Here is a 17,965-nt window from a genome sequence, read left to right on the forward strand (position 1 = left end):
GACTTCAGCATCACATTTGACAGGGGACATGGCTCGTGCCGTTCGTCGCGATCGCCTATCTGATTTTTCTCGCGGCGCCAGTTCTGTTGCTATTCGTCGGCTCTTTCGGAGAAGTCTGGAGCGGCACGCTGCTGCCGTCGGGTTTTACCTGGCGCTGGTATCAGGAAGTCGCGGGCGATCCCAGTTTTCGCCGCGCCTTCACCACCAGCCTGAAGATCGTCGCGACCACCTGCATCCTCAACATCCTGATCGGACTTCCGCTCGCTTACGCGATTCATGCAGGCGCGCGCGGTGGTATCCGTCTCGCGGCGCGGATCGTCACGCTGATGCCGATTGCCGTGCCCGAACTGGTTCTCGCCTTCGGATTCATTCTCGTCTTCTCGTCGGATGCATTGCCGTGGCTCGGCAGTTTCTGGCTACTGGCGGCGGGTCATCTCGTGTTGACGCTGCCCTATACGGTGACGGCTCTTGTTGCCGATATGGATCAGCTCGGGCTCGCCGAATATGAGCACGCAGCCGCAACGCTCGGCGCATCGTTTCCGGCACGTATGTGGGACGTCACACTTCCGCAGCTGCATACGAGCCTGCTGTCCTGCATGCTGACGGTGGCGGCGTTGTCGATCGGTGAGTTTCAATTATCCAATCTGGTCTCGGGCTTTCTGTCGCGCACCTATCCTGTGGTGCTGCTGCAAGCCTTCTACGGCGCGACCGGCTTTGCTTGCGCGGCCACTGTCGTATTGCTTGGGCTTGCGATGATCGCATCGCTGACCAGCGGGCTGACGGCGCGGGTCACCGGCCGGCGTAAAGTAGGAGCGGGCGCGTGACGCTGCGATACGACCAAGTAAGCTACACCTATCCGGGCGCGGGCACCGGTGTATTCGACATTTCGCTGGAGATCGGCCGCGGCGAATTGCTGGCGATCATCGGCGCGTCGGGGTCGGGCAAGTCGACGATCCTGAAACTGCTGGCGGGCTTCCTCAAGCCTGACGCCGGCCGCATCCTGATCAATGGCAAGGATGTCGGCGCTTCATTACCCGAAGCGCGTCGTCTGGGTGTCGTGTTTCAGAACTATGCGTTGTTCCCGCATATGCGGCTCTGGGAAAACATCGCCTACCCGCTGAAAGTGCGCGGCATCGCCAGACCGGCGCGGCGCGCGCGGGCCATCGAGATGCTCGGACGTGTCGGTATGGGCAAGCGTGCGGAAGATTACCCAGCGGAATTGTCGGGCGGCCAGCAGCAGCGCGTCGCGCTGGCGCGTGCGCTGGTGTTCGAGCCGCAAGGCCTGCTGCTCGACGAACCGCTGTCGGCGCTCGATGCCGGATTGCGGCTGGAGATGCGCGACGAGATCCTGCGTGTGCAGCGTCAGGCCGGCATTGCGACACTGCTGGTGACGCATGATCAGGAAGAAGCACTTTCGATCGCCGACAAGGTGGTGATGATGCGCGATGGCCGGATCGTGCAGATAGGTACTCCGCGAGAATTGTATGAGACACCGGCCGATGCCAGCGTCGCGGCCTTTGTCGGTCAGTCCAATCTGTGGCCCGGCAGCGTCTCCGGCGAGGGCATGGTGACAACGCCAATTGGTGTGCTGGCCTGCGACACGCAGAGCAAGAGCGGTGGCACGAGGGTCACTGTGTTCGTGCGCCCCGAGCGGGTTGAGCCGATCACCGGCCCGGTCGATGCGAGCAATCCATGTTGTTTTGCCGGTACTATGTCGGCCGATCGTTATCTCGGCCCAGTCAGACGGATCGATATGGCCGTCGCCGGCGGTGCCATTCGTCTTGAGACCCATTTGCGTGGGCCGATCACCGGCGTGACGATCCCGAACGATGCCATTCGCCTTTTGCCCCCGACGTCATAATGGAGATCGACATGAACCGACGTAAGTTTCTGAGCGGCGTTGCCGCGGTTTCCCTGGCCATCAGCATCAGCCAGGCCGCATGGGCTTTCGAAGGCGCAGAGTTCTACGCCGGCGAGAAGACGCTGTATGAAGCCGCACGTAAGGAAGGCTTGGTCGTATCGTTCGATACCGGACCGACCTGGGCAAACTGGGCCAACCAGTTCAAGGCCTTTCAGAAGCGCTATCCCGGCGTCGAGATGGTCTATAACGACCTCGGCTCGGCGGCGACCGTCGTCGCTCTCGACAAGGCGCGCAATCGCCCGCAGGCCGATACGGCCTATTACTTTGCAGCGTCCGCTCTGGACGCAGTAAAGGCCGGCGTCGTTGATGGCTTCAAACCGGTGAATTTCGACAAGCTCGCCGATCCGCTGCGCGAGAGCGATGGGCGCTGGTTCACCATCCACACGCTCAGCGTCGCGTTCCTCGTTAACACCAAGCTGGTCAAGACCGTGCCGCAGAGCTGGGCGGATCTCCTGAAGCCGGAATACAAGAACGCCATCGTGTATCAGGATCCGCGTTCGACGGGGCAGGGCCAGGTGGTGGCTTTCGCCGCAGCCTTCGGCAATGGCGGCAGCATGGACAATGTCACGCCGGGTATCGACTATCTGGGCAAGCTGACCAAGGCCGGCAATGTGCTGCGCACCGTCGGTACCACGCCTTACGCGCAGTTTTTGAAGGGCGAAATCCCGATCTGGATCGGTTACGAAAACGATGGCCTGAAGGCCAAGTTCATCGACGGTCTCGGCGACGGCGTGTCCGTCGTTATTCCGAAGGAAGCCTCTGCCGCGGCGCCTTACGCCATCTCGCTGGTGAAGAACGGCCCGAACCCGAATGCCGGCAAGCTCTGGCTCAACTTCATCATGAGCGATGAAGGCCAGAAGATCTTCGCCGAGGGCTATGTGCGTCCGGCTGTACCCGGCGTCAGCCTGCCGCCGAGCGTCGCCGACAAGATGCCCGCCGCGCCGCAGGTGCAGGCGATGGATATCGCCAAGGCGACCGCGAAGAGGGCGGAGATCGACGCCGGCTGGGCCAAGGCCGTTCTCGGTCAGTAAACCGAACTCACCAAAGCGATCCCCGCGTCAGCGCGGGGATCGCGTCTTTGTCATGCTGCAACAAGGATCACGATGAGCGCGCGCGTTCCGACATCCATGCTCGCTACGTTTGCCGTGCCTGGCAGCGTGGTGCTGGGGCTGTTCTTCCTGATCCCCGTCTGCGCGGTGCTGGTCGGCGCCTTTGCGGATGGCGGTAGCGCCTTCGGCCGTCTGGCAAACGATCCGGTGTTCTGGAACGGTCTGCGCGGCACAATGGTGCTGGGGACTGTCGCGCCGTTGTTCTCGCTCGTTGTCGGCTTCTGCGTGGCGCTCGCGCTGGCGCGTTTCGCGCCGGGTCTGCGTACCGCAGCGCTGATTGCGATTTCGCTGCCGCTGACATTTTCCGGCTTGATCGTCGCCTACGGCTTTATCCTTCTGCTCGGTCGTGCCGGTTTCGTGACGCTGCTGCTCGCCAAACTTGGCTTCGATCCGGCTGTCATCGGAGGCTTCATCTTTTCACCGGTGGGTCTCGGTCTGGCCTATTCCTATTATCTGGTGCCACGGGTCGTGCTCATCGTATTGCCGGCGATCAGCAATTTCGATCGCAATCAAATGCTGGCTTCGCGTTCCCTCGGCGCGGGGAGTTTCCGTACGTTGATCGAGGTAATGCTGCCGCAGATTCTGCCGAGCCTTATTGCAGCCTATTGCCTGACGGCGGCAGTTGCAGTCGGCGCCTATGGTACGGCGCTGGCGCTGGCCGGTACGCAGGTCAATATCCTGCCGTTGGTGCTCTACAGCAAGATCTCGGAGACGGGGACGGATCTGCCGGCAGCGTCGGCTGCATCCATCGTTCTGGTCGCGATCTGCGCCGTCGTCGTGGCGATCGGTGAGGCGATGCGTCCGCAGCGCAACCGGTAGTCCCGTTGCGCTGCGTAATTGCCGTCAGTTGGTCAGCATGATCCGGCCGACGACCTTGCCGGCGCGCAATTCGTCGATCCACTTCTGGGCATCGCCCATCGGCTCTGCTTTCATGGGGGTCGGCTTGAGCTTGCCGGCGCGCGCTAGCGCCATCAGCTCTTTTGCCTCTTCGAGCGTGCCGACCATGAAGCCTTCGATGGTCATGCGCTTGTAGATCCACTGCACCATGGGCAGGCTGAAATTACCGCCCATCAGGCCGGACACCACAATCTTGCCGCCGCGAGCTACAGTTGCCACTGCGAAGTTCATGGACTTGTCGTTGCCGGCGAAGTCGATAACGCCATCGAAGCCGCCGTCATTTTCCTTGACCATGCGCTTGGCAACGTCCGGCTCGGAGGGGTCGTAGGCGAATGCTGCGCCGTTCTTCAGCGCGGCTTCGCGCGCGGCGGGATTGAGATCGGCCACGGAGATCGGCTGCTTGAACATTGCTTGCGCGAGCGCAAGGCCAGCCATGCCGACTCCGCCGAGACCGACGAGCAGCAGGTTACGCTGCCGCGGACGATCGACGAGGCGCTTCAGTGCGCCGTAAGCGGTAATGCCCGAGCACATCAATGTCGCCGCCATATTGATCGGCAGCGGATCGTAATCGAGCAGATACTTCTCGTCCGGCACAAGGACATGCGTTGCGAAACCGCCGTCGAGTGACACGCCGAGGAAGCGGTTCTTGGCGCAGAGGTTCTCATCGCTCGCAAGACAGTCGCGGCATTTGCCGCAACCGATCCACGGGAAGACAGCCTTCTTCTTGCCGATCAGCGACTGATCGCCATCGGGGCCGACTTCATCGACGATTCCCGCTATCTCGTGGCCGAGGGTGAAGGGCAAGGTCATGCCGCGCGTGGTGTCGAGCTTCTTGCCGCCGCCGAGATCTGCATAGCCGTCCTGGATGTGTAAATCTGAATGACAGAGCCCGCAGCATTCGATGCGGACCAGCACTTCCTTGCCTTGCGGCTTCGGCGTGTCGATGATGGTTTCGCAGAGCGGAGCGTCGAATTTCACCAGTGACTGGCGCTTCATCATGGCCATTTTGTTTTTCCCTAGACTTCGTTGCATCCTAGCAATCACAGGATGGGAGCGAGTTCAAGGGTGAGAGAAGGCGCTGCTTCGCACCCGGCGTCCAGATCGCCATGTGTGGAAGCTCATGTCGCGCGCATGCGGGTCGTGCCGCTCGGCGGATGTTTGAGCCGTCTGAGGCGCGACCAGTCCGGGGCGGTCTACTCCGGCACGGACGGCGATCAGCAGTCCTGCGTTGGGCATCAAGGCGCCGGCGTGATGCTCTTTGTCTTTCTGATCTCTGACAATTCGCGCGCCATCGCGACGAAGCCTGACACCGGAACCGTCTCGGCGCGCCGTGTGACGTCGACACCGGCGGCGGCAGTCAGTCGTTGCGGATCGACGCCAAGTGCTTTCAGGCTCTGCCGTAGCATCTTGCGGCGCTGATTGAACGCGGCGGCCGCCACCTGTTCCAGCAGGCGACGTTCGCAGACCTCAGGGGCCGCGCGGGGAACGAGCCGCACGACCGATGACGTCACTTTCGGCGGCGGTGTGAACGCGGCCGGCGAGATGTCGAACAAGATTTTAGTTTCGGCACGCCAGTTAGACAGCACGCCGAGCCGACCATAGGCCTCGTCATCTTCGACGGCAACGATGCGCTCGGCGACCTCGCGCTGGAACATCAGCACCATCATGTCGTACCAGGGCGGCCACGGCTCGGTACACAGCCAGTCGATCAGGAGCTGCGTGCCGATATTATAGGGCAGGTTGGCGACGATCTTGGCGCGCTCGCCTGATAGCATCGGGCGGGGATCGAAGGTCTGGGCATCGCCGATCACGATCTCGAGCCGACCAGGATAGTGCGCGGCGATTTCCTTGAGCGGGCCGAGTGCACGCTCGTCACGTTCGACTGCGATAACGCGTTTGGCGCCCGTCGCCAGCAATGCACGGGTGAGGCCGCCGGGGCCGGGACCAACCTCGATGACCGTGCAATCGTCTAGCGGGCCGGCGGCGCGTGCGATGCGTGCGGTGAGATTAAGATCGAGCAGAAAATTCTGGCCGAGCGATTTGCGCGCCTGCAGATCGAAACGTTTGATGACGTCACGCAGCGGCGGCAGATCGTCGATCCCGCTCATGTGGATTGCGTCGCTGCCATGCGGGCTGCGAGTTTGAGTGCCGCAATCAGGCTTGACGGATTGGCCTTGCCGGTGCCGGCGATGTCGAACGCGGTGCCGTGATCCGGCGAGGTGCGGATGAAGGGCAGGCCGAGCGTGACATTGACACCCTCGTCGAAGGCGATGGTCTTGATCGGGATCAGGGCCTGGTCGTGATACATGCAGATAGCGCAGTCGTACGTCGCGCGGGCCGCGGGATGAAACATCGTATCGGCCGGGAGCGGACCGCGCACGTCGATGCCCTCGTTCTGCAGCACCGTGATCGCATGCATGATGATGGTCTGTTCCTCGGTGCCCAACGATCCGTCTTCGCCGGCGTGCGGATTGAGGCCGGAGATGGCCAGCCGCGGGCGATGGATTCCGAAGCGGGCCTTCATGTCGTTGACGACAATACGCGCGGTGGCAGTGATCAACGGGCCGGTCAATTGTGCGATGGCATCGCGGAGCGAGACATGGATCGTGACCGGCACCACGGCCAGCTCCGGTGACCACAGTAGCATGACTGGCAGCGGCACCTTGCCGTCGCGGGCGGCGAGTTCGGCGAGAAATTCGGTGTGGCCGGGGTGGGTGAAACCGGCGCGGTAGAGCACACTCTTGGCGATCGGATTGGTGACGACGGCGCGGGCGTGGCCGGCTTCGACATCCGCGACAGCCTGGCGGATAGAGGCGATGGCAGCAGGGGCGCTGGAGGCGTCAGGACGACGAGGCGGCGCGGTGATGCTCTGCCCGATCGACACCACCGGCAATGCGTCAGCGAATGTCTCAGCGGCACTGGCGGGCGTTGCATCGGCTAGCTTGACCTCGACGCCGAGCGTCCTGGCGCGGTCGGCCATGAAGTCGCGGTCACCACGCAAATAGAACGGGGGCAGGTCGAGTTCACGCCGGCGCAGCCAGGCGGCAATAGCGATATCCGGGCCGATGCCAGCCGGTTCGCCCAATGTCAGCGCAAGAGGTTTGGTCATGGTGCCGCCCTAAGCCAGTCGCGGCCTAAGCCGGATCGGAACTAGCGATATTCGATCATCGCCGCCTTGCGCAAATCCTGCAGGTAGGACTTCGACTTCGCCTCGAATTTCTCGGCAAACATCTTGTCTCGGACTTCACGTTTCTTCGGCGTATCGACCTTGGTTGGCTTGCGCGCGCACAAGGCCACCATTTCGACGCCTTGGCGGGTCACTTCCGGCGGCGTGAGACGGCCGATCGGGGTCTTGTCGAGCAATTCCCGCAAAGACGGCGGCAGATCGGCGGAGGTTTTCACGACAGTATCGCGGATCGTCGCATTCTGCATCGACTTGAAGGTGCGGTTGGCGTCTTCGCAGCTCTGGATGCGCTCGCGCAGCCCTTCGGCTTCCTTGTGCCGCGCTTCCATGATGCCGGACGCCGCACCGCGGGGCACGACCAGCACAACCGGTCGCATCTGATATTCGAACGCTTCGGTCGTGGCATCGCCGCCGGCGCTCTGGACGGCTGCATCGACTTCCTTTTCGCCGACCTGCAGGCTCTGCTTGAAGCGGCCGCGGACGATCGCGTTCCAGACCATGTCGGCCTTCAGGCGGCTTTTCAGGGTGTCCGGGCGGATGCCCTTGGACGCCAGCGACTGCACCAATTGATCCGGCGTGAGGCGCATGCGCGAGCTCATGGTTTGAAATGAACCGTCGACTTCCGAGGCGCTCGGATCGACGCTATATTTCTTGCCTTCCTTGATCTTGACCTTCTCGTTGATCAGCTCGTCGATCACGTCCTGGCGACTGTTTGTTTTCGCGCCCGACAGAGCATTCAACTTGGTGCGCTGTTCGATATCGAAATTGGTGATGGGCTCGCCATTGACCATGACGGCAACGGACTGGGCCCGTGCCGGCGATCCCGCACAAATGAAAAGGGTGACTGCCATCGCCATAGTGGCTTGCAGAACGCGTCCGGAAATCATTGTGCCCGTCATTGTCAAAACCGCAGTGTTCAAGCTCTCAGGAAAGCAGAAGTCGCATACATCACGATGGAAAACGGAGATTTCACGGCACGGGCACGTGATACTAGTAAGTGCCGCCGGTTCCGCTTGCAGATGTGGTATTGCCGATCGTCCGCAGGCCAATTTGGAACATGACAGAATGGCTCAGAACGGGCGGCGTGCTCAGGTTAGTCACGTAGTTGTAGGACGTGACATAATTGACGCCGAGCACGAAACAATCGTCCACATAGCCAGCACCGACCGTGTACTGGTTGATCTTGTTAGCCTCGAGATCCCAGCGCGCACCACCGGTGACCACCCAATTCGATGCCAGCTTGATCGAACCGGTACCGAGGAGGCCTTCGCGGCGTGTGAGATAGCCCAATTCCGCCTGCGGCGCGTAGTTGCCGTACATCAGGCTGACCGACCAGCGATCGAAGCTTGCGCGACCCTCCGCCTCAAAGCGCGACACGTTACCGGTCGCCTCGTCGATCCGCGCACGCGTGCTGACCGTGTAGGTCCGGTTCGGCGAATAAGCGAGGCTGGCGACATAGTCTGACCGCGAGGTAGCCAGTCCGGAGTCGACACCGGTGTTGGTCGTATCGGCGACTGCGAACGAGTTCAGGCCGAAAAGTTGATAGGACTGACCGAACAGGACTTTGACGGAGCCGCCACGGTCGAACTGCGTGGTAGCCTGCACGCCCACATTGGCGCGACCGCCGCCTTCGATACGGTCGTAACCGGAGAACTTGTTGACGCTGAACAGATTGCTCGCATCGAAGCTCATGCTCTGCGCGTCTTCGTTCGGCAACTTACCGGCATAGGTTTCATTCGGGCGAATGATCACCTGCGCAATGGGTTCGAGCGTCGTGGTGCCCCATGGCTGAACGTTGATGAATGGATAGCGATATTCGAGGCCTACGGTCGGCATCACCCGCAGCGCGGTCGTATCGCCGGTTGGCAGGAAGTTGGAGACGCCGGGCTGGTTAGAGATCGAGGCATCGATAGCATCAACGCGCAGGATCGCAAACGGCGTGAAGATCTGGCCGAACGAGTCCGTATAGGATCGACGCCACTGCGCTTCGCCGGTGACGCGGGTATAGGTACCCGGAATGCCATTCATGAGGCAGTTGGCTGGCGCTCTCGCGAGCGGATCTGCCGACGTCAGATTGCACAGTCCGTTGGTATTGGCGAGTGATGTGATCGGCGTAAACGACGCCTGATCACGGCTCAGGCTGGTCATGTTGAACTTGTAGCTGAACTCGCCGCCGAGAACGTTCTGGTTCAAGACGTTGTTGTAATCGATCACCGGATGAATGACCGGGACCTGGCTTTGGTTGCCGGAGAAGCTCAGATAATAGATCGTCCGCGCATCGAAGAAGCTGCGTTTGCCGACGCCCGTCAGGTAGAGCTGCGAAACGGCTTCCGTCTGCAGGTTCAGGAACGAGGCATAGGGATCCCGGTACATCGATAGCCGGTAATCCTGCAGAAAATTGTAGTCGCTGAGCGCGACTGCATCCCAACCCCAGACCCATTTGTCGTTCAGCGCGAACTGGCCTTTGGATTCCACACCGCCGCGCCAGTCCTTGTCGCCAACCGTGTTGGCGTATGCATTTCGATCCTGCTGGTTAATGCCATAGGCGCGGATCTGGTAGGAGCCGTCTATCAGCCGCTGACGGAATTCGCCCTGCATCAACAAGCCCTGCTTGCTGGTGTAGCGCGGCGAGAACGTCGCGTCGTAGTCGGGGGCGATCGCCCAGTAGAACGGGGTTTCGACACCGAAGCCGTAATTGGTGTTCTGCGACGGCATCGGCATCAGGAAGCCGGTCTTGCGCTTCACCGTTGGATCGGGCGTCGAGAAATACGGGACATAGGCGAGGGGCACGCCGAAGAACTCGATCCGGGCGTCCTCGAAATACATCATCTTTTCGGTCTGGTCGTGGATGACGCGGGCACCCTTGACCTGCCACAGCGGCGGCTTCTTCGGATCTTCCTTACAGGCGGCGCAGGCAGTGTAGACACCGTTCTGGAACACGGTGTAGTTGCCGGCGGTGCGCTCGGCGCGTGTCGCGGCCATGCGCGTCGCATCCGCGGTATCAACACGGAGCGAATCCACGAAACCGTCGCGGTAGTCGTCGCTGAGGTCGAGCAGGTTGGCGTAGGTGATCTTGCCGTCGGCGTCCGTCATCCGGACATTGCCTTCGGCATGCAGGCGCTTGGTCTTCTGGTCGTAGATGACCTTGTCGGCCTCGACCGAGGTTCCGTTGTAATACATCTGCACATTACCGACAGCGGCGACGCGCGAGTTGTTATAGTCGTAATTGACCTCGGTGGCCTGCACCAGCATCTGCCCGGTCTGGGCGGCCGGCGGCGGCTTCGGCCGGGTGGCCGGGCGGTTATAGGTGAAGCTCTGGGCATGGACAGGCGTCGTCGTAGCGGCGCCAAGCGTCACGGCGACACACATCATCGTTGCCGCGATCGACGTGATCGCGCGAGACGTGCGTCCGCAATCTGCGCAAATATGCAGTTTCGAGGTCATTTTCCGCGCGCGGAGGGCGGCAAACACAGCCACTACCCGTCCTCCTGGTACAACAAGGCCAAAAAGCCGGTGAGACCGCCCACACACACAGGCAGCCACGCCGCAGCAATCGGATGCATCAACTCAGCCTTGCTCAAATCTTCCGTAACTTTCGACAGAACGTAGAGCAGAAAGCCCGCGCCCACGCCACTCAAAACCATCTTCTGGACACCGCCCATCCGAAAGAACCGGAGGCTCACGGAAGCAGCCAACATCACCATCGCAACCAGCAAAAATGGCTGTGCGATAAGCTTATGATACTGCAAGCGATACCCCGCCGTCGCGAACCCCGAACTCTCGGACGATTTGATATACGAAGGAAGTTGCCAAAATGACACTGTCTCGGGGGTCGAAAAACTGTTTCTGACCTGCAATGGGGTCAGGGTTGTAGCCATGTACATGCTGTCCTGCTCGACCACAGGCGAATCGAGGGTGTAGCGGCGCACCCCCTTGAACAGCCAGCGACCGGGCTCCAACGAGGCCTCGCGGGCCTCGACCCGCTCCTTGAACTGGGATTCGGTGTCGAACCGGAAAACGGTCAGGCCGGTCAGGCGGACGCCCTGCTGCTCGCTGCGGGCAGCATTGATGATGGCCTGGCCTTCGCGGTTGACCTGGTTGATCCAGAAGCCGGAGGCGTCCTGGACGCCGCCGCCCGGCGCATCGCCGAACATCTGGGCCTCCATCCGCTTCGATTCCTCGCGCAGGTTGGCCGACAGCGGGTTGTAGCCCACCGTCGCCAGCACGCCCAGGATGAGAGCGCTGGCCAGTGCTGGGGAGATAAACTGCCAGGCCGAGACGCCCGCGGCGCGGGCGACCACCAGTTCGAGCCGCCGCGACAGCGCGAGATAACAGGTCATGGCGCCGATCAGGATGCAAAAAGGCATCATCTTCTCAAGCAACTGGGGCACCCGGTACAGCGATGTTTGCGCCACCATCAGAGCGGAGGCCGAGGCCAGCCCGGAGGTGCGCCTGACCATCTCGATGTAGTCAACCAGCACCAGCAGCATGAAAATACTGATGAACACGCCCAAGGCTGCCACCAGGAAGCGGCCGGCGAAATACCTGCCGATGGTGTTGGTGATCATGCTCATGCGGCGGCGGGCCGTCGGAAGAGGCGCAACAACCGCTCGTTGGATCTGTTGATTGCTTCCACCAGCTTCGCCGGCGGCTCCACCACAATCCCGGCTGAGATGATCCAGAAGCTGACGCCGATCGCTGTCGCCAGCAACGCATATTGAAGCGGCGCGGCGAAGTCCGATTTTGCTGCCACGACGGAGCAGGCGAAGCCCGCCATGCGCAGGCCGAACACCGCGGCAATCGCGCTGCCCATCGAGAAATTGCGGCTCTGTCGCGTAGTCCGTGGCGAGCCCAGGAATGCAAAGGTCAAGGCGGCAAAGGCCAGTGGATAGATCGGCGCCATCAAGCGGTCGTGCATCTCGGCGCTGAACTGCCGCGGCACCTGCTTGTAAAGCGGATCATCCACAGGCGGCACCATCAATTCCCAGAGATACCGTTCACGAATTCCGTAGGTGACGTCCTGGCTGCGGTTGGAGAATTTCGACATATCGAAAGCATAGCGGCCGAACGCTACCATCGCGGGGTCGGTCTTGCCCGTCTCGAAGCGCTGCAGGTTGCCGTCTTCCAGAATCAGGAACGAACCATCCTTGTTCTTCAGCACCGTCCCATGGTCGGCAATGATGGTGACGCGCTCTTTGGGATCGCGACGATCGTCAACGAAAATTCCGACCAGTAATCCGCCGGGCTGACGTTCGCGGACGCGGATAGTCAGGTTCTGGTCGAGCTGCGCGAAGCGGCCTGGCTGCAGGATATTCGCTAGAACGTCCGCCGTGATCTCGGCGTCCCAGCGCTTCAGCCGGCGCATACCATCCGGTGCCAGGTATGAGCCGATGAAGGCCACGAGCAGCGAAACGACAATCGTGGCGAACAGGAAGGGACGAAACAGCCGTCGCGGCGACAGGCCGGCGGCATTCATCACGATGATTTCGGAGTCGGTCGCGAGCTTGGTCAGGGTGTGGGACACCGCGATCATCAGGGCGATAGGAGCAATGATCAGAACGAGAACGGGAATCGCAAGGCTGGTGACGCCGAGGAAGGTCAGAATGGTCTGACCCTGGCTCGTCATCAGGTCGATTCCGCGCAACGCTTGCGTGATCCAGATCACGCCTGTCAGGCTGACCAGAACCACCGCAAACGACGCTAGCGTCGTGCGGAAAATATACTTGTCGATAGACCCCATCGGTCCGATCAATCCCCATTCCGGCCGTTAAAGCCGCCCGCATGCCCAATCCCGCAACGGGACCCCCGAGGACATGCTGCGATCTTCAGAAGCTCACCCTCTCACTTAGCATCCCTTTGATTGGTCAACAAAATGGCCGGGCGATGGCTCGCTCAGGATATGGTTAATTATGTGCCCGATGTGGCCCTTGGGCCACTGATAAGGGGCTGCCGGCATGGGCGACGGCGGAAACAGCGTAGCTGGCGGGGTGCGTTCGTTGGCAAGGTCGGCACGTAAGGGTGCAGCCGACACATTCGGACACAGGGAATTGTCCGAATCGGCAGTGTCAGGGCTGCTTGGTTCCTCCGGGGAGACACAAGAAAACTATCGATAAAACTATCGATCTTCGGCGGTTTCGGTCAGAACCTGTCTTGACGTTCACGCTGTGACGACAACAAAACACTTGAGCCCCGCCGCACCGACCGGATTCCGCGCCGACCCCTGCGACAGCCCTGATCTTTCTGGAGGAATTTGCCATGCCCGACGCCGTCAAGGTCGGCTTCGTTCCGTTTGCCACTGCCGTGCGCGGTGCTCTCGTGGTGTTCTGTGACGAAGCGTTGAAATTCGGTCCAGCCGCTACCAAAGCCCTCGGGGACGCAGCGGCAACTGTGAAACGCGCGGCGGCAACCAGCAAATTCAAGGGCAAGAGCGCGTCGACGCTCGATATCCTGGCCCCGGACGGCATCAAGGCGTCGCGTCTCATCGTGATCGGCACCGGCAAGCCGTCCGATCTGAAGGAGACCGATCTGCTGAAATTTGGCGGCGTGCTCGCCGGGAAGGCGGGCAGCAGCAATGAAGCGGTGACCGTCATCGCGGAGTTGGCTTCAGGCGCGATGACGCCAGAGCAGGCGGCATCGGTCGCCTCCGGTGTATTGTTGCGCGCCTACAAATTCGATCGTTACAAGACCAAGAAGAAAGATGCCGACGAGGCGTCCGGCAATCTCGCAGTTTCGTTGGCCGTCAGCGATGTCGCCGCAGCCAAGAAGGCGTTCGCGCCGGGCAATCATATCGTCAACGGCGTCGTGCTGGCCCGCGAGCTCGTGAATGAGCCGCCGAACGTGCTGTTTCCAGCCGAATTCGCGCGCCGCGCCGGTGAGTTAAGGAAACTCGGCGTTACGGTCGAAGTGCTCGACGTCAAGGCGATGACCAAGCTTGGCATGGGCGCGCTGCTCGGCGTGTCCCAGGGGTCTGTGCGTCCCGGCCGTATGGTGGTGATGCGCTGGAACGGTGGCAAGAAGGGCGAGCAGCCCGTCGCCTTCATCGGCAAAGGCGTGACCTTCGATACCGGTGGTATCTCGATCAAGCCGGCCGGCAGTATGGAAGACATGAAGGGCGATATGGGCGGCGCAGCCTGCGTCGTTGGCCTGATGCATGCACTCGCGGGCCGCAAGGCCAAGGTCAATGTGGTCGGCGCCATCGGCATCGTCGAAAACATGCCGGACGGTAACGCGCAGCGTCCGGGCGATATCGTGACGTCGATGTCCGGTCAGACCATCGAAATCATCAACACCGACGCTGAAGGCCGCCTCGTACTGGCCGATGTGCTTTGGTATGTGGCGAAGAAGTTCAAGCCGAAATTCATGGTGGATCTGGCGACGTTGACCGGTGCGATCATGGTCGCGCTCGGTACCGAATACGCCGGTATGTTCTCCAATAATGACGAACTCGCAGAGCGTCTGTCCACCGTCGGACAGGCAACCGGTGAACGTGTCTGGCGGATGCCACTCGGTCCGGAATACGACAAGCAAATCGACTCGCAATTCGCCGATATGAAGAACACCGGCACGCGCAATGGCGGCTCGATCACTGCGGCGCAGTTCCTGCAGCGCTTCGTCGACGATACGCCGTGGGCGCATCTCGATATCGCCGGCACCGCCATGGGTGCGCCGAAGACCGAGATCAATCAGAGCTGGGGCTCGGGTTACGGCGTGCGGCTGCTGGATCGGCTTGTCGCCGACTATTACGAGGCGAAGAAGTAGTCCGACACGATGACCGAGGTTCTGTTCTATCATCTGCAGAACATGACGCTGGAGAGCGTACTGCCGCCGCTGCTCGAGAAGTCGCTTGAGCGCGGCTGGCGTGTCGTCGTGCAATCCACATCAGAAGAACGCGCCGATGCGCTCGATGCGCATCTGTGGACCTATCGTGATGATTCATTTCTGCCGCACGCCACCTGGCGTGTGGCAGACGCGGCGGATCAGCCGATCATTCTCGCGATCGAAGAGGGCAATCCCAATCGTGCCCAGGTCCGGTTCCTTGTGGACAGCGCGGCGGTGCCGGCGGATGCCGACGGCTATGAACGCATGGTGCTGGTATTCAACGGCGATGATGCCGATGCGCTCGCTGCAGCGCGAGCAGCCTGGACTGACTGCAAGGCGAGGGGCTTTACCGCCACTTACTGGCAAACCGATGAACGTGGTCGGTGGCAGCGCAAGAATTAGCTGGCGATTGGCGATCTGCAGCAATTAATGATAATTGTAGATTTCCTCACCGGTATCCACCGCTGTGTCATGGTGGTGCCGCAAATGAATGATGTTACAGGCGCTTATCGCCTGTCTTGGGGTTGCGTAATCGTGCGACAAGAAAAGCTTCATCGAAACGGTCTGCTCGTGCTGCTGCTTGCTGCGCCATTGCTTGCTGGCTGCGCCGGCGTGGGTGGTGACGCATTCTCCACGGATCTGTTGTCCAAGGATGCCGACTGGTTCTCCAAACCCGGCCGCGTATTCGTCAAGAACGTGTCGATCGAAACGCCACCGCTGTCGCCTGAGCAGGCCGTCAGCCCGCAGGATCTCATTAGCGCTGACGGCGCGTGCCCGGGCATGGCGCCGCGTGATGCCAACGCGCTCGCCGATGGTGGTGCAGGTGCGCCGGTTCAAACTGGTGTCGTGGCGCTCGGCCATACCGAATGCGACGTGGCGCGCGGTGCAGGCGCGCCCGACAATGTAAGTCTCTCGACAAACCCGCGCGGCGATCGCGTTGCCGTGCTGACCTATCTGCGCGGTCCACGCGCCGGCATCTACACGTTCACTTCAGGTCGTTTGACTGTGGTCGAACGCGGGCCGGAAGTTGAGCAGCCGAAGGCGGCGCGTCCGAAGCCGAAGAAGCGCGCTGCGACCTGATCTTTATTGAATATTTAGAACGAAGCGACGGCCGTGGTGTCAGCCGTTCGCTTCTTCATGCAACGAACTTGCCGTGAGCCATTGCTCTTCGGCGCGTTGCAATGCGCCCGCTGCAGCCGCGCGCGCTTTGCTGAGTTGTGTGGCCTGCTTCGGATCCTTCTTGAAGAGATCGGGCAATGCCAGCGCGGTATCGATTTTGGCGATAATGCCCGTAATCCGCTCCATCTCGGCTTCCGCTTCGGCGACCTGCTGCTTGAGCGGGACTTTCTTCTCTTTGGGCTTCGCGAGTTTTTCGCGGTCTGTGCTGACGCGGTCACGCGTTGTCGTGCGCATGCCGCGGGCTTGCATGACAACCTTGCGATAGTCGTCGAGATCGCCATCGAAGTTGGTAACCGTACGATCGGCCACGACCCAGAGTTGGTCGGCGCAGGCCTCGATAAGGTAGCGATCGTGGGAGACCATGATCACCGCGCCGGGGAATTCATTGATCGCCTCGGCCAACGCAGCGCGGCTGTCGATGTCGAGATGGTTGGTCGGTTCGTCGAGGATGATCATGTTCGGACCGTAGAAGGTCGCGAGCCCTAATAGCAGCCGCGCCTTCTCGCCGCCGGACAGGCTTTTCACGACCGTATCCGCGGCCTTGCCCGAAAAGCCGATATTGCCAGCGCGCGCGCGAATTTTCGATTCCGGCATGTCCGGCATCAGCTTCCGCACATGATCATAGACGGAGTTGTCCATCACCAGCTCGTCAAGCTGATGTTGGGCAAAGTAGGCTATCGAAAGCTTGTCGGCGCGGGTGATCGATCCCGAAAACGGCTGCAGCTTGTTCGCCAGCAGCTTGACCAGCGTCGACTTACCGTTGCCGTTGGAGCCGAGCAGGGCGATACGATCCTCGGTGTCGATGCGGAGCGTCACCTGATTGAGGACGGGTTTACCGGGCTCATAGCCAACCGACACATTGTCCACCGCAAGGATCGGCGGCGACAGGATCTTCTCGGGCGCAGGGAAAACGATCTCGCGCACGTCTTGCGTCACCAGCGCCGAGATTGGCTTCATGCGCTCAAGCATCTTCACGCGTGATTGTGCCTGACGCGCCTTGGAGGCCTTGGCCTTGAAGCGATCGACGAAGTCCTGCAGCCGTTTGCGCTCGGCTTCCTGACGCTTGACGTTCTTGGCGTCGAGCGCCTCCTTGTTGGCGCGGAACTCTTCGTAGTTCGAATAGGTCCCGCGATAATGCACGAGCTTGCCGCGGTCGAGATGCAGGATCTCGTTTACCGATGTATCGAGCAGGTCGCGGTCATGGCTGATGACGATGACCGTGCGCGGATAGTTGGCGAGATGGTCCTCGAGCCACAGCGTGCCTTCCAGATCGAGATAGTTGGTCGGCTCGTCCAGCAGCAGCAGGTCCGGCGCGGAGAACAGGGTCGCCGCAAGCGCCACGCGCATGCGCCAGCCGCCGGAGAATTCTGAGCAGGAGCGCAACTGGGCTTCAGCCGAGAAGCCGAGGCCGCTCAGAATCGCCGCGGCGCGGGCGGGCGCGGAATGGGCATCGATATCGACAAGGCGGGTCTGGATATCGGAGATGCGCTCCGGATCGGTAGCCGTGTCGGCTTCCTTCAGCAGCGCGTCGCGCTCAAGATCGGCTTTCAACACGACCGAGATCAGGCTCTCGGGACCGTCCGGTGCTTCCTGGGCGAGGCTGCCGATACGCCAGCGCGGCGGAATCGAAATACTTCCGGTTTCGGTGGCCAGATCGCCACGGATGGCATGAAAAAGGGTCGATTTGCCGACGCCGTTGCGCCCGACGAAGCCCACGCGGGCTCCCGGCGCAATCTGTACCGTGCTCTCGTCAATGAGCAGGCGTCCGGCAATCCGGATCGAAATGTCTGTGATGGAAAGCATGCGGGGTTGTCACCGCTGCGACGCACAAAGGCAACCCCGATTTGGTCGCTAATG

15 protein-coding genes are annotated in these 17,965 nt (G+C 61.3%); 7 read left to right on the plus strand and 8 right to left on the minus strand.

Annotated elements, in window-relative coordinates:
- The first annotated feature begins 35 nt into the window (after positions 1 to 35).
- The 4 genes from CIW50_RS17015 (at position 36) to CIW50_RS17030 (ending at position 3,849) form a co-directional block, all read left to right on the plus strand.
- Positions 36 to 824, plus strand: coding sequence for an ABC transporter permease (locus tag CIW50_RS17015; RefSeq protein WP_149532391.1), 789 nt, complete (start codon positions 36 to 38; stop codon positions 822 to 824).
- Positions 821 to 1,861, plus strand: coding sequence for an ABC transporter ATP-binding protein (locus CIW50_RS17020; protein WP_149532392.1), 1,041 nt, complete (start codon positions 821 to 823; stop codon positions 1,859 to 1,861). Before CIW50_RS17015 ends, CIW50_RS17020 begins: the two co-directional genes overlap by 4 nt.
- An 11-nt stretch (positions 1,862 to 1,872) precedes the next feature.
- Positions 1,873 to 2,952, plus strand: a complete 1,080-nt coding sequence (locus tag CIW50_RS17025; RefSeq protein WP_149532393.1) for an extracellular solute-binding protein — start codon at positions 1,873 to 1,875, stop codon at positions 2,950 to 2,952.
- Between the two features lie 72 nt (positions 2,953 to 3,024).
- Positions 3,025 to 3,849, plus strand: a complete 825-nt coding sequence (locus CIW50_RS17030; RefSeq protein WP_246664302.1) for an ABC transporter permease — start codon at positions 3,025 to 3,027, stop codon at positions 3,847 to 3,849.
- Between the two features lie 24 nt (positions 3,850 to 3,873).
- Here the strand turns inward: CIW50_RS17030 and CIW50_RS17035 are convergent, their stop codons facing one another.
- The 7 genes from CIW50_RS17035 to lptF all read right to left on the minus strand — a co-directional run bounded on the left by CIW50_RS17035 (position 3,874) and on the right by lptF (position 12,851).
- Positions 3,874 to 4,932 carry an alcohol dehydrogenase gene (locus tag CIW50_RS17035; protein ID WP_149532394.1) on the minus strand — a complete coding sequence of 353 codons (1,059 nt, stop codon included), beginning with the start codon at positions 4,930 to 4,932 and terminating at the stop codon, positions 3,874 to 3,876.
- A gap of 230 nt (positions 4,933 to 5,162) precedes the next feature.
- Positions 5,163 to 6,035, minus strand: coding sequence for a 16S rRNA (adenine(1518)-N(6)/adenine(1519)-N(6))-dimethyltransferase RsmA (gene rsmA / locus CIW50_RS17040; protein WP_149532395.1), 873 nt, complete (start codon positions 6,033 to 6,035; stop codon positions 5,163 to 5,165).
- A complete protein-coding gene (gene pdxA, locus CIW50_RS17045; RefSeq protein ID WP_149532396.1) occupies positions 6,032 to 7,036 on the minus strand; it encodes a 4-hydroxythreonine-4-phosphate dehydrogenase PdxA in 1,005 nt (334 codons plus the stop codon). Before pdxA ends, rsmA begins: the two co-directional genes overlap by 4 nt.
- 41 nt (positions 7,037 to 7,077) lie before the next feature.
- Positions 7,078 to 8,010, minus strand: a complete 933-nt coding sequence (locus CIW50_RS17050; RefSeq protein WP_149532397.1) for a SurA N-terminal domain-containing protein — start codon at positions 8,008 to 8,010, stop codon at positions 7,078 to 7,080.
- 91 nt (positions 8,011 to 8,101) lie between these two features.
- Positions 8,102 to 10,483, minus strand: coding sequence for an LPS-assembly protein LptD (locus tag CIW50_RS17055; protein WP_246664329.1), 2,382 nt, complete (start codon positions 10,481 to 10,483; stop codon positions 8,102 to 8,104).
- A gap of 104 nt (positions 10,484 to 10,587) precedes the next feature.
- Positions 10,588 to 11,685, minus strand: coding sequence for an LPS export ABC transporter permease LptG (gene lptG / locus CIW50_RS17060; protein ID WP_149532398.1), 1,098 nt, complete (start codon positions 11,683 to 11,685; stop codon positions 10,588 to 10,590).
- Entirely contained in the window at positions 11,682 to 12,851 is a 1,170-nt protein-coding gene (gene lptF / locus CIW50_RS17065; RefSeq protein WP_149532399.1) for an LPS export ABC transporter permease LptF, read from the minus strand. The genes lptG and lptF overlap by 4 nt, the downstream gene beginning before the upstream one ends.
- A 515-nt stretch (positions 12,852 to 13,366) precedes the next feature.
- On the opposite strand from lptF, the gene CIW50_RS17070 reads away from it, so the two are divergent.
- The 3 genes from CIW50_RS17070 (at position 13,367) to CIW50_RS17080 (ending at position 16,009) form a co-directional block, all read left to right on the plus strand.
- Complete coding sequence (locus tag CIW50_RS17070; RefSeq protein WP_149532400.1) at positions 13,367 to 14,869, plus strand: leucyl aminopeptidase; 1,503 nt, start codon at positions 13,367 to 13,369, stop codon at positions 14,867 to 14,869.
- Between the two features lie 9 nt (positions 14,870 to 14,878).
- Positions 14,879 to 15,331 (plus strand): DNA polymerase III subunit chi, encoded by a 453-nt coding sequence (locus CIW50_RS17075; RefSeq protein ID WP_093758304.1) that lies wholly within the window; start codon positions 14,879 to 14,881, stop codon positions 15,329 to 15,331.
- An 84-nt stretch (positions 15,332 to 15,415) separates the two neighbouring features.
- Positions 15,416 to 16,009 (plus strand): hypothetical protein, encoded by a 594-nt coding sequence (locus CIW50_RS17080; RefSeq protein ID WP_246664304.1) that lies wholly within the window; start codon positions 15,416 to 15,418, stop codon positions 16,007 to 16,009.
- Between the two features lie 39 nt (positions 16,010 to 16,048).
- Here the strand turns inward: CIW50_RS17080 and CIW50_RS17085 are convergent, their stop codons facing one another.
- Positions 16,049 to 17,911 carry an ABC-F family ATP-binding cassette domain-containing protein gene (locus CIW50_RS17085; RefSeq protein ID WP_149532401.1) on the minus strand — a complete coding sequence of 621 codons (1,863 nt, stop codon included), beginning with the start codon at positions 17,909 to 17,911 and terminating at the stop codon, positions 16,049 to 16,051.
- Positions 17,912 to 17,965: the final 54 nt, after the last annotated feature.

The organism is Tardiphaga sp. P9-11 (genome assembly GCF_008329525.1).
Taxonomy (GTDB): Bacteria; Pseudomonadota; Alphaproteobacteria; order Rhizobiales; family Xanthobacteraceae; genus Tardiphaga.

Bases quoted from the DNA above. Each gene is read 5' to 3' on its own strand.
- CIW50_RS17025 (WP_149532393.1), top strand. From the start codon at position 1,873: ATGAACCGACGTAAGTTTCTGAGCGGCGTTGCCGCGGTTTCCCTGGCC.
- CIW50_RS17030 (WP_246664302.1), top strand. From the start codon at position 3,025: ATGAGCGCGCGCGTTCCGACATCCATGCTCGCTACGTTTGCCGTGCCT.
- CIW50_RS17035 (WP_149532394.1), bottom strand. From the start codon at position 4,932: ATGGCCATGATGAAGCGCCAGTCACTGGTGAAATTCGACGCTCCGCTC.
- rsmA (WP_149532395.1), bottom strand. From the start codon at position 6,035: ATGAGCGGGATCGACGATCTGCCGCCGCTGCGTGACGTCATCAAACGT.
- pdxA (WP_149532396.1), bottom strand. From the start codon at position 7,036: ATGACCAAACCTCTTGCGCTGACATTGGGCGAACCGGCTGGCATCGGC.
- CIW50_RS17050 (WP_149532397.1), bottom strand. From the start codon at position 8,010: ATGACGGGCACAATGATTTCCGGACGCGTTCTGCAAGCCACTATGGCG.
- CIW50_RS17055 (WP_246664329.1), bottom strand. From the start codon at position 10,483: ATGATGTGTGTCGCCGTGACGCTTGGCGCCGCTACGACGACGCCTGTC.
- lptG (WP_149532398.1), bottom strand. From the start codon at position 11,685: ATGAGCATGATCACCAACACCATCGGCAGGTATTTCGCCGGCCGCTTC.
- lptF (WP_149532399.1), bottom strand. From the start codon at position 12,851: ATGGGGTCTATCGACAAGTATATTTTCCGCACGACGCTAGCGTCGTTT.
- CIW50_RS17070 (WP_149532400.1), top strand. From the start codon at position 13,367: ATGCCCGACGCCGTCAAGGTCGGCTTCGTTCCGTTTGCCACTGCCGTG.
- CIW50_RS17075 (WP_093758304.1), top strand. From the start codon at position 14,879: ATGACCGAGGTTCTGTTCTATCATCTGCAGAACATGACGCTGGAGAGC.
- CIW50_RS17080 (WP_246664304.1), top strand. From the start codon at position 15,416: ATGAATGATGTTACAGGCGCTTATCGCCTGTCTTGGGGTTGCGTAATC.
- CIW50_RS17085 (WP_149532401.1), bottom strand. From the start codon at position 17,911: ATGCTTTCCATCACAGACATTTCGATCCGGATTGCCGGACGCCTGCTC.